Annotated in this window: 16 protein-coding genes; 11 read left to right on the forward strand and 5 right to left on the reverse strand. The window is 64.9% G+C overall.

Annotated elements, in window-relative coordinates; genetic code table 11:
• Positions 1 to 7: 7 nt before the first annotated feature.
• Together NO362_RS07040 and nreA are read right to left on the reverse strand one after the other, a co-directional pair.
• Complete coding sequence (locus NO362_RS07040; protein ID WP_121568106.1) at positions 8 to 406, reverse strand: TRAM domain-containing protein; 399 nt, start codon at positions 404 to 406, stop codon at positions 8 to 10.
• 106 nt (positions 407 to 512) lie between these two features.
• Positions 513 to 1775: a DNA repair protein NreA gene (gene nreA, locus NO362_RS07045; RefSeq protein WP_256288063.1), complete on the reverse strand. Its 1263-nt coding sequence runs from the start codon at positions 1773 to 1775 to the stop codon at positions 513 to 515.
• Positions 1776 to 2122: 347 nt separating this feature from the next.
• On the opposite strand from nreA, the gene NO362_RS07050 reads away from it, so the two are divergent.
• Positions 2123 to 2248: a hypothetical protein gene (locus NO362_RS07050; protein WP_256544691.1), complete on the forward strand. Its 126-nt coding sequence runs from the start codon at positions 2123 to 2125 to the stop codon at positions 2246 to 2248.
• Here NO362_RS07050 and NO362_RS07055 read toward each other — a convergent pair.
• Positions 2245 to 3120, reverse strand: coding sequence for a transcription initiation factor IIB (locus tag NO362_RS07055; RefSeq protein ID WP_394337702.1), 876 nt, complete (start codon positions 3118 to 3120; stop codon positions 2245 to 2247). The two genes, NO362_RS07050 and NO362_RS07055, sit on opposite strands and share 4 nt — an antisense overlap.
• Positions 3121 to 3411: 291 nt before the next feature.
• Between NO362_RS07055 and rnhA the strand changes: the two genes are divergently transcribed.
• Both rnhA and NO362_RS07065 read left to right on the forward strand, forming a co-directional pair.
• Positions 3412 to 4008 (forward strand): ribonuclease HI, encoded by a 597-nt coding sequence (gene rnhA / locus NO362_RS07060; RefSeq protein ID WP_256544692.1) that lies wholly within the window; start codon positions 3412 to 3414, stop codon positions 4006 to 4008.
• Complete coding sequence (locus NO362_RS07065; protein ID WP_256544693.1) at positions 4001 to 4657, forward strand: DUF7108 domain-containing protein; 657 nt, start codon at positions 4001 to 4003, stop codon at positions 4655 to 4657. Before rnhA ends, NO362_RS07065 begins: the two co-directional genes overlap by 8 nt.
• A 91-nt stretch (positions 4658 to 4748) precedes the next feature.
• Here NO362_RS07065 and NO362_RS07070 read toward each other — a convergent pair whose 3' ends face one another.
• Entirely contained in the window at positions 4749 to 5108 is a 360-nt protein-coding gene (locus NO362_RS07070) for a PadR family transcriptional regulator (RefSeq protein WP_256288066.1), read from the reverse strand.
• Between the two features lie 293 nt (positions 5109 to 5401).
• On the opposite strand from NO362_RS07070, the gene NO362_RS07075 reads away from it, so the two are divergent.
• From NO362_RS07075 to thrS, 7 genes are all read left to right on the forward strand, one after another.
• On the forward strand, positions 5402 to 5935 hold the full coding sequence (locus tag NO362_RS07075; protein WP_256544694.1) for an inorganic diphosphatase: 534 nt from the start codon (positions 5402 to 5404) through the stop codon (positions 5933 to 5935).
• A 151-nt stretch (positions 5936 to 6086) separates the two neighbouring features.
• Positions 6087 to 6221, forward strand: coding sequence for a hypothetical protein (locus NO362_RS07080; protein ID WP_256288068.1), 135 nt, complete (start codon positions 6087 to 6089; stop codon positions 6219 to 6221).
• A gap of 119 nt (positions 6222 to 6340) precedes the next feature.
• A complete protein-coding gene (locus NO362_RS07085; RefSeq protein WP_256288069.1) occupies positions 6341 to 6625 on the forward strand; it encodes a YgaP family membrane protein in 285 nt (94 codons plus the stop codon).
• 182 nt (positions 6626 to 6807) lie between these two features.
• On the forward strand, positions 6808 to 7755 hold the full coding sequence (locus NO362_RS07090) for a rhomboid family intramembrane serine protease (RefSeq protein WP_256544695.1): 948 nt from the start codon (positions 6808 to 6810) through the stop codon (positions 7753 to 7755).
• Between the two features lie 4 nt (positions 7756 to 7759).
• Positions 7760 to 8542 (forward strand): endonuclease V, encoded by a 783-nt coding sequence (locus tag NO362_RS07095; protein ID WP_256544696.1) that lies wholly within the window; start codon positions 7760 to 7762, stop codon positions 8540 to 8542.
• A gap of 110 nt (positions 8543 to 8652) precedes the next feature.
• Complete coding sequence (locus tag NO362_RS07100) at positions 8653 to 9108, forward strand: hypothetical protein (RefSeq protein ID WP_256544697.1); 456 nt, start codon at positions 8653 to 8655, stop codon at positions 9106 to 9108.
• A 101-nt stretch (positions 9109 to 9209) separates the two neighbouring features.
• Positions 9210 to 11135 carry a threonine--tRNA ligase gene (gene thrS, locus NO362_RS07105; protein WP_256544698.1) on the forward strand — a complete coding sequence of 642 codons (1926 nt, stop codon included), beginning with the start codon at positions 9210 to 9212 and terminating at the stop codon, positions 11133 to 11135.
• A 93-nt stretch (positions 11136 to 11228) separates the two neighbouring features.
• Here thrS and NO362_RS07110 read toward each other — a convergent pair whose 3' ends face one another.
• Positions 11229 to 12302, reverse strand: a complete 1074-nt coding sequence (locus NO362_RS07110; RefSeq protein ID WP_343218078.1) for a DMT family transporter — start codon at positions 12300 to 12302, stop codon at positions 11229 to 11231.
• A gap of 327 nt (positions 12303 to 12629) precedes the next feature.
• Here NO362_RS07110 and hflX point away from each other — a divergent pair, with 327 nt between their 5' ends.
• Positions 12630 to 13985: a GTPase HflX gene (gene hflX / locus NO362_RS07115; protein ID WP_256288074.1), complete on the forward strand. Its 1356-nt coding sequence runs from the start codon at positions 12630 to 12632 to the stop codon at positions 13983 to 13985.
• Positions 13986 to 14019: the final 34 nt, after the last annotated feature.

Genomic DNA, 14019 nt, shown 5'->3' on the forward strand with positions numbered 1-14019 from the left:
GATAGGATTAGATCTCTTCTTCGATCACTTCGCCGACGGCGAAGTTCGATTTCACTTCGGTGACCTCGATCTTCACTCGGTCGCCCACCTCCGTGTCGGGGACGATGATCACGTAGCCGCGTTCGACGCGGGCGATGCCGTCGCCTTGCTTGCCGATGTCCTCGATCTCGACGTAGCGCAGTTCGCCGGGTTCGACCGGCGGCTGTGGCTCCGAGGACGGCCGTTCGGACTCGGACGGTTCCGAGGAAGACTCGACGGCACGAGAGATGAGAGCGACGCGGTAGGCCTCGCCGGGTTCTATCGACCCGGTTTCGACCTCGCGCTTCGGTACTTCGACGACGTAGCGATCCTCTTCGGCGCGAACGTCCGCGTTGAACAGACACAGGAGTTTATCTGAGATTTCCACCGTGTAGACCTCCGGTGGTACCTCTCGGCGAATCGTTAAAGTAGTACCGCCGGTCACGCCACCGCGGCGGGTCGATTTCCCCACGATTGCTGGGTTTTCTCCGCGCTCATCCGAAGTCCCCGAGCGTCCGCTGGAGTCCGGCCGCCATCGTCGATTTTCGCCGGAGCGTCGACAGCGACACGGGGAGGTGCTTCGTGACGCCACGGACTGCGTCGCCGAACGTTTCAGCGGTGCCGTGTTCGTCCTCGAACGCGTCCCGGACGGTCTCGCGCACCTGCCAGACGCCGACCGGCCCCCAGTAGTCGTCGGAGACGTGCCGGAGGACGAGCGCTTTCGCCTGCCGGCCACGGTCTTCGAGGTGTTCGAGGACGGCCAGCCGTGCGGCGTGGTACGCGCCGGCGGTCTCGTCGACGTAGCCTGTGCGACCCTCCGAGCCCTCGCTGTCCGCGGCGAGGTACATCCCGGCTTCGGGGTCGGGATTCCAGACGCTCCCGGGTGCTTTCAACTCGACGAGTTCGTACTCCCACTTGCCCGGTGCGAGGATCACCCAGAAGGCGTTTCCGAGGAACTCGTTGCGGTGGACTTCGACGGCGTCGATCCCAGGATTCGTCCGGATCCGCCCTCTGAGGTACTGGCCGACGGTGTCGTCGACGGCGGTGATCGACCAGCGCGTGGGCACGAGTCGCCGCTGGTCGGTCTGTCCGAGCGCGCCCGCAGAGAGAATCGTGTTGATGTCGTAGACGTCGAAGCCGCGGCGATAGAGGTAGTTCATCGCGCCCTCGGCGTTCCAGTCGTCGTCTTCGAGCGTCTTCTCGACGGGACGCGGCACGTGGGGGTTCTCCGCTAACTCCGCAGAGCGGGCACGAGCGCGCGGCCCGACCGGCGTGGCGACGTCTTCGACGCCGACGTCTAAGTCGACGTCCGGGCGTTCGTCGAGGCCGATCTCGACCGTCACGGGACGGTCGGCGATCGCCACTTCGCGCTGGGTGCCGAGAAAGCCGTTCCACGAGTCCGCGACGTTCGTCACCTTCTGTGAGCGATTGGAGTTGAGAAGCGACGTGCGCCGCGCGAAGACGTCGGAGATCGAGACGCCTTCGTCGTACCACGCTCCGGAGGTCTCGAACTGCTCGGCGTTTTCGTCGTGGCCAACAGGCGAGAGAAGGCCCGTCGAGACGCGCGGGTAGTTGGAGGTGCCGACGAAGATCGACGGCGAGACGCCGCCGTACAGGGAGTCGCCCTGGATGGTCTCCTCGAAGCGATCCTGAAACGTCTCCAGGTGATCGAGGATGTCGTAGGACTTCTCCTCGGCGAGTCGCCGACGCTCCGCGCGCTCGTTCCGCTCGACGTCGACGTACTCGTCCAGATTCATCGTGTGGGTGTGCGGCGGGGACGGATATGAACCTTCGGCGTCTCGTCGATCGACCCGCGGCTCGGTGCGTGAGTTTATCTACGAACGAGCGGCCAGCGATCGTGTGACGTGATGTCTATCCCGCGCCGGGCAGCGGTTGTTCGGCACGTCGGTGCGGGACTGTGGCGTGCCGACTGTTCGCTATCGCACCGCTTCTGGCGACACGGCACATCGGACGTGGCGCTCCGTGGGGAGGGCGCTACCGGATGTGCCGCGACGCGAGAGCGTCTACCGGATGTGCCGCGACGCGAGGTCGACGTTTCTCTCCGGGACGATCGTCTCCCTGTGGCTGGAGGAGGTACGTTCGAATGTGGGACGGCCGAGTCGCCCGCGCTCGCGACGGAGGCGGCCCGACCGTCGAGCGACAGTACGAAGCGGCGAATGGGGATTTCGGTGCCTTCCGAGACTCGCGACCGACGCCGGCGTGGCTCTAACTGTGGATGCCCATCGCTTCGATCTGCTCTTGGTAGCGATTCCGGATGGTGACTTCCGTCACCTGTGCGACGTCGGCGACCTCGCGCTGGGTCTTCTTCTCGTTGCAGAGCAGTGACGCCGCATAGATCGCCGCGGCCGCGAACCCCGTCGGCGACTTCCCGGAGAGCAGTCCCTTCTCTGCGGTCGTCTCGATGATCTCGTCGGCCTTCGATTGGACCTCCTTCGAGAGATCGAGTTCCGAACAGAACCGTGGGACGTACTTCTTCGGATCGACCGGCTTCATCTCCAGGCCGAGCTCCTGGGAGATGTAACGATACGTCCGGCCGATCTCCTTTCGATCGACGCGGGAGACCTCAGAGATCTCCTCTAAGGACCGGGGGATCCCCTCCTTGCGGCACGCCGCATAGAGGGCAGAAGTGGCGACGCCTTCGATTGACCGGCCGCGGATGAGGTCCTCGTTGAGCGCGCGGCGATAGATGACCGACGCGACCTCCCGTACCGATCGTGGGACGCCCAGCGCCGACGCCATCCGGTCGATTTCCGAGAGCGCGAACTGGAGGTTGCGCTCGCCTGCGTCCTTCGTCCGGATGCGCTCTTGCCACTTGCGCAATCGGTGCATCTGTGAGCGCTTGCGCGAGGAGATCGAGCGCCCGTAGGCGTCTTTGTCCTTCCAGTCGATCGTCGTCGTCAGCCCCTTGTCGTGCATCGTCTGTGTCGTGGGGGCGCCCACGCGGGACTTCTCCTGGCGCTCGGAGTGGTTGAACGCCCGCCACTCCGGTCCGGGATCGATCTGCTCCTCCTCGACGACGATACCCGTCGGTTCGTGGATGAGTTCTCCGTCACCCGTACGGACGAGGTCTTCCTCGTCCATATCCTCGAAGTCGATGTCGTCTTCCGCTCCGTCCGCCTCGTCTTCACGCTCGCCCTGCCATCGCGTCCTCTCGACGTCCTGTTCCCGCTGGCGGGTGGGCCGTGTCATCGCATTTTTATATTCGCTATCTCGATACAGTTAAACCCTCGGCTGGTTCGGGGTGCTCCGTCGCACGAGTCGTACGGTCGGCGGCGGCGACGACGTGTGCGGATTCGATCCGCGGGCTGACGACGCCCTCGGAGAGCGAGGAGAGACCGAACGGTTCTTTCCCGCGCTCTGACTCTCTCCGGTATGCCGAGTGTGGAGTGCGATCCCGACGTCGCCCGCGACCGACTCGAAGCCGCGGGCGTCGAGGTTCGGGCGGGTAACACCGACTACGAGCGGTGGCGTGCCGAACGCGGCGGGGCGACTGCCGTCGCCTACGACGACAAGGTGGTCGTGCAGGGATCGCAGCCGACAGATCTGCTTGCGGTCCTCCGGTCTGACGGTGGCGGACGCGCGCACGTGTACTTCGACGGCGCGAGCCGCGGCAACCCCGGCCCCGCGGCGATCGGCTGGGTCATCGTCACGAGCGACGGGATCGTCGACGAGGGGAGCAAACGCATCGGCGAGACGACGAACAACCGCGCGGAGTACGAGGCGCTCGCACGCGCACTGGAAGTCGCCCGCGACTACGGGTTCGACGAGGTCGACGTTCGCGGCGACTCCCAGTTGATCGTCCGCCAGGTGAAAGGCGAGTACGACACGAACAACCCGGAACTGCGGGAGCGACGGGTCCGCGTGCTCGAACTGCTCGATGCGTTCGATCGGTGGTCGCTCGAACACGTACCGAGAGCGGTAAACGGACGCGCCGACTCACTAGCGAACGAGGCGCTCGACGATGGCTGAAGACCACAGTGAGACGTTCGATCGACGGGAGCGCGAGGCGGCAGACGTCCCAGAGCCGGCCGACGGACGCCGGCCGACCGGAAGTGACGATGCGGCCGACGATCCCGAGATACCCGAAGACGTGATAGACGAAGCGGAGCGGCTGACGCGACTGGAAAGCGAGGCCGCCGTCGACGACGCCGCGGAGGCGTACCAGGAGCGTCGCGACGAACTCGTCGACGAGCACGACTTCACCGCACGCGTCCGCGACGAGGACGACACGCTCGTTCTCTACCCCGAGGAGTGGGTCGAAGACGGTACGGTCCAGTTCGATCGCATCGAGGATACCGACCGCGCGGTGGAGGTATCGCTGTCGGGTCCAGACCACGGCGCGGAGTGGGAACACGTCGAAGACGAGAACCAGGCGATCGTCGACGCGATCGAGAAAGAGTACGGTCCCGCCCACGCCGGCAACGTCCGCGCGTTTGCGGACTTTATGGGAAACCACTACCTCAAGACGGTCGCGGACGCCACGCCCGAGGAGCGCGAGGAGTTCCTCGCGGAGTACTACCCGCGCAACGCGTGGCCATCGAAAGAACAGGAATCCATCGTCGTCGATAGCGTCGAGCTCGTTGCCGAGGTGGTCGACGACGGAGTGCCCGGAACCTGAACTACAGTAGCATTCGCGAGTCTTCACGCACCGACCGCACGACAGCGTGTGATCTGGTGCGCAATCGGTTGCAAATGCTACGATATCCGGTCTATCGGTACGCTTCGACGAGGTCGGTGAGTTCTGCGGCGCGTTCGTCGCCGGTGACGAACTTCGCGAACATCCAATCGAACTGATCGAGGAGCGCGTCGTGGCCCTGTTCGGTAAGCTCGTACTGGTTCGTCCGCTTGTCGAGTTCGCTCTTTTCGACGAGTCCCATCTCGACGAGGTCGTCGAGGTTGGGGTAGAGTCGGCCGTGGTTCACTTCGGTGCCGTAGTACGTCTCGAGTTCGCGTTTGATCGCGAGGCCGTACATCGGCTCCTCGGCGAGGATGACGAGGATATTCTGCTGGAATGCCGTAAGGTCGCGTACCACACCTTCCGTGTCAGTAACTGTTTGTGCCTCTGACATACCAGTTGAAATGGGTCCGGGATATTTAACGCTTCTCAACTAATCTTCACATTAAAACCAAATCGGCCTCTAGCCGGTTCTTGGCGGTCGCAATCGGGCGATCCGTGTTTCTTCCCCCACGGATATCGGCCCGGAAATGTCTAGTGATGGGCCCGTCTGGGTATTCTTGGACGAATATTACCCGATCATCAAATCGGTCGCATATACCGCGTTACACGCTGACACGTGTGATGTTACCGGTTGCGTACCGACGATGCGAAAGGACTTTTTGCTCGTTCGGAGACAGCACAGGTATGACGAACCTCTGGGAAGACATCGAGACCGGCCCGGACGCGCCGGACGTCGTCTACGCCGTCGTCGAGTGTCTAAAGGGCGAACGGAACAAATACGAGTACGACAAGGACGTTCCCGGCGTCGTCCTCGACCGCGTGCTCCACTCGAACGTTCACTACCCCTCGGACTACGGGTTCCTCCCGCAGACGTACTACGACGACGAGGACCCCTTCGACATCCTCGTGCTCGTCGAGGATCAGACGTTCCCCGGGTGCATCATCGAGGCCCGCCCGGTCGCGCTGATGCGGATGGACGACGATGGCGAGAAAGACGACAAGGTGATCGCCGTCCCCGACGAGGACCCGCGCTACGACGGCGTCCAAGACGCCGACGACCTCACCGACCAGCAGAAGGCCGAGATTGCCGAGTTCTTCGAGACCTACAAGAACCTCGAAGAGGGCAAACAGACGGAGACGCTCGGCTGGGAAGACGCCGCCGCCGCGAAGGACGCCATCGAGCACGCGATGGATCTCTACGAAGAGAACTTCGCGTAAGCGACCCCGCGTTCCGCTTTTTCGCGCCGTATCACCCTGATTAGCAGCGGTTTACGTCACCTGGATACCTCCCAGTAATGGTCGCTGTGCGCCCCGATGCGTTATGCGTATGGGTAATCTTTTGCCCGTAGGGGCTGAAGTACTATCTGTGATGGCTGCCAAGAACCCGCGCCTCGGCGTCGCCCACCCGACGGTCGTTCCCACCAACCACCGACAGGAGCGCGACGCAGACGAGGCTCCGACCAGCGAGAGCGGATCGGAAGAGACGACCGAGAACGCGGCGTAACGACGTCTTCTTCGAGCCACGTTCGACGCCCAGACCGCTGTGCCGACGAGCGGCCGTAACCGCGAAACGCCGAACGTCTTGGGTGAAAAATACAAGACTGCTCAGTTCGTGGTATCAGTATGGAACAAAACGTCGGCCGAATGGATCGACGCGCACGCATCGCTGCAGGAGCGACGCTACTCGGTGCGGCCCTCACGACGCGCGGCCCGGTCCGGCGGGCGGCCGCGCTCGGCGCTGGCGGGACGATGCTCGCAACGGGTGCGACGGGGTACTGTCCGGCCTACGACGTCGCCGGCGTCGACACCCGCGAGAACGACGCCAGCCCGGACGGATCGGGTGGGGGTCGTCCGGACGGATCGGATCACACCGACGAGGCCGTAGAGATCGACGTCGAGGCCGCCTGAGTCCCGCCCGAGTTCTGGTCGTCCGAGACGTTCCCGGATCGGCGAGCGGCCCCTCGCCGAACGGTGCCCGCGCAATCGTCGCAAGACGCCGGTGGACGCGGCCGGCCCGTTCGCCAGCCTCGCACCGCAGGCGACTCCACCGAGGGGAACCGCTTTTACTTGCGCCGCGACTACGGTGAGTGATGGCTACCTGCGACGAGTGCGGGAAGCACGAGAACCTGCCGTACCAGTGCCGACGGTGCGGGAACACGTTCTGTGCTGAACACCGACTCCCGGAGAACCACGACTGCCCGGGCCTCAGCGACTGGAACGACCCCTCGGGCGTCTTCGACAGCGGGTTCGACGACACAGTCCAGAACCGCGGCAGTACGTCGCGTTCGAGTGGCTTCGCCGACCGACTGCTCGGCACTGGCGGCCCGCTCGGGTACTTCCGTGGAAATATGAGCTACGTCTTCCTCGGCGTGATGTGGATCACGTTCGCGCTGCAGTACTTCATCTTCCCCTTCCTGCTCGGCGCGTCGCCGCGGAGTTCGCTCTGGCAGGCCGCGTTCGTGCTCTCGCCCGGGCACATCGAGTACGTCTGGACGTGGCTCACCTCGATCTTCGCCCACGGCGGCTTCACGCACATCGCCTTCAACAGCATCGCGCTGTACTTCTTCGGCCCGGTGGTCGAGCGCTATCTCTCCACGAAGCGCTTCGCCGCGCTCTTCTTCGGGGCCGGCATCATCGCCGGACTCGCGCAGGTCTTCTCGACGCTGCTGACGGTCGGCCCCTTCGGCGCGGGCGTCGTCGGCGCGTCCGGGGCGATTATGGGGGTGCTCGGCGTGCTCACCGTCCTGAACCCGAACCTGAAGGTGTATCTCTACTTCATCATCCCGATGCCGCTGTGGGTGCTCACGTTCGGCTTCGCCGCGTTCAGCATCGTCGCCGGCTTCGGCGCCGCAGGCAGCGGCCTCGTCGGCGGTAACGTCGCCCACCTCGCACACCTCGCCGGTCTGCTCGTCGGACTCGCCTACGGCGTCCGCGTGAAGGACCGCGTGGGCGTCCCGAACTCCCTGCAGTTCGGTCGCGGCGGCGGCGGAATGGGCGGTGGTCCGGGCGGCCCCGGCGGTCCGGGCCGACGCCCCTGAACCGATGCGGCCGGTTCGTCCCGAGTTCGTCCCCGACCCCGCGCTGACGCGCGCGGAGATGGAGTCGCTGCAACTCGACGTCGCCGCGGCGGCGACGTGGGAAGACGCGTTCGATTTCGATCCAACAGCTCTGTCGCTGCGGGCCGACCACACCCTCGATGCAGCGACCGATTCCGACGACCGTCCGCTCGTCGCCGGGGTCGATCAGGCGTTCCTCGACGACCGCGCCGTGAGCGTCGTGGTCGTCCGCCGCGGGGAGACTGTCGTCGAGCGCGCGCACGCCGTGACCGACCTGGAGATTCCCTACATTCCTGGACTGCTCGCCTTCCGGGAGGGTGGGCCGATTCTCGCCGCGTTCGCGGAACTGGCGTGTGAGCCCGACCTCGTCGTCTTCGACGGCAGCGGCCGCATCCACTACCGGCAGGCGGGACTGGCGACGCACCTCGGCGTGTTGCTCGACCTCCCGAGCGTCGGCGTCGCGAAGGGCCTGCTCTGTGGCACTCCCGACGACGACGTCGACGGCCGCCCGGAGGGGTGGCGGACGCCGATCCGGGCCGACGCGGACGTCGAGAACGCTGCACCCGGCGAACAGATCGGCCACGCGTTCCAGTCCCGGCAGTACGAGTCGCGGCCGATCGTCACCCCGCTGTACGTCAGTCCGGGACATCGCGTGGGCGTCGGGACCGCGACCGACCTCGTCGAGCGGCTCTGCGACGGCTACAAACTCCCCGAGCCGACCCGGCTGGCGGACGCCTACGCCGACGAGGTGAAGGCGGAGTACGCATAACGAGTGTCGCGTCGGGTATCGCGGCGACGCCGCTGTACTCTCTCAGATCTCTCAAACACTCCTTTGATCCTCCACAAGGCCCTTTCTGCCCACTGCCGTGTTCCCACGTGATGGACCTCACACGAGCCGCCTCCGTGGTGCTCGCCGTCTTACTGCTCTCCGCCGGCTGTCTCGGCGTCCCGAACGGCGACGCTCCCTCGACCTCGGCGTCGCCGACGGCGTCGACGCCGGCCGGAACGGCTCACGCGTCGGACCAGCCGGATCCGAACAAGGAGGTGCGACTGGAGAACGCCTGGAACCGGAGCGTCGAGATCCACGTGCGCGTCGTCCGCGAGACGACGAACGAGACGGTTCACGAGGCGACCTACACTCTCGAACCGGGTGCAGAACGCGACGTCTACAACCTCTCGGCGGCTGACCCGGCGGGGATCGAACCGTTCCGCGTCGTGGCGACCGCCCGCAACACGACAGAGAGCGTCACGATCGAGACGAGCGCGTGCTACGGGAACGCCTACGTGGAGATCACAGACGAGGGGGGACTCTATTCCTACTACGCCATCTGCTGACCGTGGATCGGTGTCGGTACCGAGCGTGCACCCAGCGCTGACGTACCAGCCCGTTCGGCGACTCGAAAACACTTATTCGTACGCTCGCACTCCCAACGCGTATGAGCGAAATCGTTGTCAGCCTCCCCGACGGCTCTGAACTCTCTGTTTCGGAGGACGCGACGGTCGAGGACGTCGCCTACGAGATCGGACCCGGACTCGGCCGCGACACCGTCGCGGGCGTCGTCGACGGGGAACTCGTCGACAAGGCGGCACCCGTTCACGACGGTGCCGAGATCGTCATCGTCACCGACCAGAGCGACGAGTATCTCCGCGTGCTGCGCCACTCGGCCGCGCACGTCTTCGCCCAGGCGCTCCAGCGGCTCCACCCCGAAGCGAAACTCGCCATCGGGCCGCCGACCGACGAGGGCTTCTACTACGACGTCGCGAACGTCGACCTCGATCAGGACGACCTCGAAGCGATCGAAGACGAGATGGAGGCCATCATCGAAGAGGACCTCCCCATCGAGCGTGAACTCCGGCCGCGCGAGGAGGCACTCGACACCTACGACGACAACCCATACAAACAGGAGATTCTCCAGGACGAGGCTGCCGGCGAGGATCCCATCTCCTTCTACGTCCAGGGCGACTTCGAGGATCTCTGTAAGGGTCCCCACGTCGAGTCCACGGGCGAGATCGGTGCAGTGACGCTTCTCAACATCTCCTCGGCGTACTGGCGTGGCGACGAGGACAACGACACGCTGACGCGCGTCTACGGGACGGCCTTCGAGTCCGAATCCGACCTCGAAGACTACCTCACCCTTCGCGAAGAGGCCCAAGAGCGCGACCACCGAAAGCTCGGACAGGAACTCGATCTGTTCTCCATACCGGAGGTCACGGGTCCCGGCCTGCCGCTGTATCACCCCAACGGGAAGAAGATCCTCGACGAACTCGCCGACTACGCCCGCTCGCTCAACCTCGACGCCGGCTACGACCCCGTCGAGACGCCCCATCTGTTCCGGACGGAACTGTGGAAGAAGTCGGGACACTACGACAACTACGTCGACGATATGTTCCTGATGGACGTCAACGACGAGGAATACGGCCTGAAGCCGATGAACTGCCCGGGCCACGCGACCATCTTCGATCAGAAATCCTGGTCCTACCGCGACCTGCCAGTTCGCTACTTCGAGGACGGCAAAGTCTACCGGAAAGAGCAGCGCGGGGAGCTCTCGGGCCTCTCGCGCGTCTGGTCGTTCACCATCGACGACGGCCACCTGTTCTGCCGTCCCGAGCAGATCGAAGGAGAGGTCAATCAGGTGATGGACGCCATCTACGAGGTGCTCGACACCTTCGACCTCGACGCCCACGTCGCGCTCGCGACCCGCCCGGAGAAGTCCGTCGGCGGCGACGAGATCTGGGAGCAAGCGGAGTCACAGCTCCGTTCGGTGCTCGAAAACCAGGGCATCGACTACGACCTCGAACCCGGCGACGGCGCCTTCTATGGTCCAAAAATCGACTTCGCCTTCGAGGACGCGCTCGGTCGGAAGTGGGACGGTCCGACCGTCCAACTCGACTTCAATATGCCCGAGCGCTTCGAGCTCTCCTACACGGGCGAAGACAACGAGGAGCACCGTCCGGTGATGATCCACCGCGCGCTGTATGGCTCCTACGAGCGCTTCTTTATGGTGCTCATCGAGCACTTCGACGGCAAGTTCCCGTTCTGGCTCGCGCCCGAGCAGGTCCGCATCCTCCCGATCAGCGACGACCAGCTCGGGTACGCCCACCGCGTGAAGAACGAACTGGGCGACTTTCGGACCTCGGTCGAGGACCGCTCGTGGACGCTCGGCCGCAAGATCCGCGAAGCACAGGAGGACCGCGTGCCGTATATGATCGTCGTCGGCGACGACGAGGAGGAGAACGGGACGATTTCGGTGCGCGACCGGAAGGAGCAGGAGCGACAGGACGTCGACGTCGAGACGTTCCGCGCGCACCTCGAATCCGAGTACGACGAAAAGCGGATCGAGCCGGACTTCATCGAGGAGTAACGCGGTCTCTGAGATCTCTCACATCCTGCGGACGCGCGGACGGGCGGCGTATTTTTGCGAGTACTTCGATAGAGAGACGAGTCGGTCGTCTCGTCAGTCGGCGTCGTGACCGTATCCCGTCGCGGGCGAGGACTGCTTCTCGCAGATCTGGGCTCGACCCGGAGAGAGGTCACACACGCGGGTACGCGCCCGCCGAAGGTGCCGATAGATTCGGTACTCCAGACTCGACCAGTGGACGACCTGCCGCCGCGGGAACACCCGGCTTCGGGCGACCCGCTGTCGGGGGACCAGCACGCCGCCGAACTGCTCGCGGACGAGTTCGTGCTGGACGAGGACGAACCCAGTGAAGATGCCGAGGAAGCCGAGGACGGTCGTCTGGCTCACCGTCTGCCCGAGCAGGAGCCAGCCGCCGAGCGCGGCGACGATCGGCTGGAAGTAGCCGACGAGGTTGCTCTCGGCGGGGCCGACCCGTTCGTGGAGCGCGAAGTAGACGAGAAAGCCGATCACACCGGAGGCAACGGTCAGATACGCGAGTGACGCGAGCGCGGTCGTCGTCCACTCGACGGTCGCGACGGCTTCGCCGCGCGCGAGCGATCCGGCGAAGAGCACGCCGGCCCCGAGAAGCATCGCCCAGCCCTGCATCGAGACGTCTGCGAGCGTCGTCCGAAGCGGGGTCGAGAGCACAGAGCCGAGCGCGAACGTCGCGGCACCGGCGAGCAAGAGACCGACTCCGAGGAGGTCCGACGCGAACAGGTTCGACGGATCGAGGTCGGCGACGATGGCGACGCCGAGGAGCCCCACGGCGAAGCCGCCGGCGGAGACCGCGTCGAGCGAGTCGTCGAGGAGCATCGCAGCGAAGACCGCCGTCAGGACCGGTGAGAGACTGACGACGACGGCGGCAACCGGGCCGGGGACGGACAGTTGTCCGACGTAGAGCAGTGCGTGGTAGCCACCGACGAGGAAGGTGCCGACGACGGCGACGTTCAGCCACTCGGTGCGACCGCGCGGTCGGAGGCGGTCCGTCGTGACCGCGGCGTAGCCGAGGACGAGGACGCCAGCCAGCGCGTAGCGGACGGCCGCGAAGAACAGCGGCGGGACGTGGGCGAGTCCGGCCTCGATGGCGACGAAAGAGAGCCCCCAGACGGTCGCAAGTGTGACGAACAGCACCACCTCAGGTGGTAGAAACCGGGAACGAATTCCATATCTCATAGAGATATCTTCACTCAGAGCTAGAGCTGTTTATACTTATCTACAAAATAGAGCAATACAATCGTTTTAGATTCTATAATATTAGGAATATAGGGAGATATTACGCAACGGGACCGTGCTACTTCGAATCACGGCGAGTCACAAGTGATGTCGGGGGCCTCTCTCGGGAACGACACGATCGGATCGGCGCTCGAATTCGGGTAGCGTTCAAGTGCTTCGACCGCCTACCTCCGCCTAGACAGTGCAGGTGAATCACCCCGAGACCGCCGCTGCTGCGGTGAAACGATGAGCGAAGACAGCCCCGTCGTCGTCGCGAAACGGGTCGACGGCGGCGATACTGCCGACTTGAGCGAGATTATGGACCTGGCCCGCGCGGCCGGCTACGACGTCGTCGGCCAACTCTCGCAGTCGCGCGAGGAGGACGCGGCCTACCACTTCGGCGAGGGGAAAGTCGAGGAACTAGCCGCGCTCGTCCGCGAGACGAACGCCCAGGCGGTCATCGTCGACAACCGCCTGGGGCCGTACCAGACGTACAACATCGGCGGGAAACTTCCGGAGGGCGTCGAAGTGATCGACCGCTTCACGCTCATCCTCGAGATTTTCGGCCAGCGGGCCAACACCCGCAAGGCGCAGTTGCAAGTCGAACTCGCGGAACTGCGCTACGAACTCCCGCGCGCGGAGGCGAAAGCGTCGCTGGCAAAGCGCGACGAGCGCCCCGGGTTTATGGGCCTCGGCGAGTACGACGAGAGCCGCGAGCAGGACATCAAAGCGCAGATCTCCCGTATCAAGCAGGAACTCGACGCCATCGCCGACAAAGAGGAGACGCGTCGCGAGCAGCGCCGGGAGTCCGGCTTCGATCTCGTCGCGCTCGCTGGCTACACGAACGCCGGCAAGTCGACGCTGATGCGCCGGCTCGCAGACGACCTCGACGTGGGCGAGAACGAGGGGCTCCACCCGGATCTCGACCCGACCGCGGAGTCGGAAGACCGCCTGTTCACGACGCTCGGCACGACGACGCGCCGAGCCGACACGGGGACGAGAGACGTTCTCTTGACCGACACCGTCGGGTTCATCTCCAATCTTCCGCACTGGCTCGTCGAGTCCTTCGAGTCGACGCTGGATTCGGTCTACCGCGCCGATCTCGTGTTGCTCGTCGTCGACGCCTCCGAGTCGATCGAGGAGATGCGCGAGAAGCTCATCACCAGTCACGACACGCTCTACGAGCGGAACGAAGCGCCCATCGTCACGGTCCTCAACAAGATCGACCGCGTCGACGAAGACGAGCTCGCAGAGAAGCGCGCGGCGCTCGACGCCCTCGCGCCGAACCCGGTCGTCGTCTCGGGACTCACCGGTGAGAACATCGACGAACTGACCGACCGCATCGAAGCCGAGCTCCCCGAGTGGCGTGAGGAGCGACTGCTCTTGCCGATGTCGGACGATGCGATGAGCCTCGTCTCGTGGCTCTACGACCACGGCCACGTCGAGCGCGAGGAGTACACCGGCGAGGAGGTCCTCGTCGAGTTCTCCGCGCGCCCCGCCATCGTCGAGAAAGCGCGATCGAAAGCGGCAGACGTCCGCGTTCCAGCCTCCAACGCGGAACCCGAATCCGCCGAGTCCGAAGCGAGCGTCGACGGGCGGTAGGATCTGGGGACCACTGGGCTCGATGTCCGAATCG

This window comes from Halobellus inordinatus (assembly GCF_024498335.1).
Taxonomy (GTDB): domain Archaea; phylum Halobacteriota; class Halobacteria; order Halobacteriales; family Haloferacaceae; genus Haloquadratum; species Haloquadratum inordinatus.

Coding starts and splice junctions, on each gene's coding strand:
- NO362_RS07100 (WP_256544697.1), top strand. CDS start 8,653: ATGGACCTCACACGAGCCGCCTCCGTGGTGCTCGCCGTCTTACTGCTC.
- NO362_RS07065 (WP_256544693.1), top strand. CDS start 4,001: ATGGCTGAAGACCACAGTGAGACGTTCGATCGACGGGAGCGCGAGGCG.
- NO362_RS07090 (WP_256544695.1), top strand. CDS start 6,808: ATGGCTACCTGCGACGAGTGCGGGAAGCACGAGAACCTGCCGTACCAG.
- NO362_RS07050 (WP_256544691.1), top strand. CDS start 2,123: ATGTGGGACGGCCGAGTCGCCCGCGCTCGCGACGGAGGCGGCCCGACC.
- NO362_RS07070 (WP_256288066.1), bottom strand. CDS start 5,108: ATGTCAGAGGCACAAACAGTTACTGACACGGAAGGTGTGGTACGCGAC.
- NO362_RS07075 (WP_256544694.1), top strand. CDS start 5,402: ATGACGAACCTCTGGGAAGACATCGAGACCGGCCCGGACGCGCCGGAC.
- NO362_RS07085 (WP_256288069.1), top strand. CDS start 6,341: ATGGAACAAAACGTCGGCCGAATGGATCGACGCGCACGCATCGCTGCA.
- nreA (WP_256288063.1), bottom strand. CDS start 1,775: ATGAATCTGGACGAGTACGTCGACGTCGAGCGGAACGAGCGCGCGGAG.
- NO362_RS07080 (WP_256288068.1), top strand. CDS start 6,087: ATGGCTGCCAAGAACCCGCGCCTCGGCGTCGCCCACCCGACGGTCGTT.
- thrS (WP_256544698.1), top strand. CDS start 9,210: ATGAGCGAAATCGTTGTCAGCCTCCCCGACGGCTCTGAACTCTCTGTT.
- hflX (WP_256288074.1), top strand. CDS start 12,630: ATGAGCGAAGACAGCCCCGTCGTCGTCGCGAAACGGGTCGACGGCGGC.
- NO362_RS07095 (WP_256544696.1), top strand. CDS start 7,760: ATGCGGCCGGTTCGTCCCGAGTTCGTCCCCGACCCCGCGCTGACGCGC.
- rnhA (WP_256544692.1), top strand. CDS start 3,412: ATGCCGAGTGTGGAGTGCGATCCCGACGTCGCCCGCGACCGACTCGAA.
- NO362_RS07055 (WP_394337702.1), bottom strand. CDS start 3,120: ATGGACGAGGAAGACCTCGTCCGTACGGGTGACGGAGAACTCATCCAC.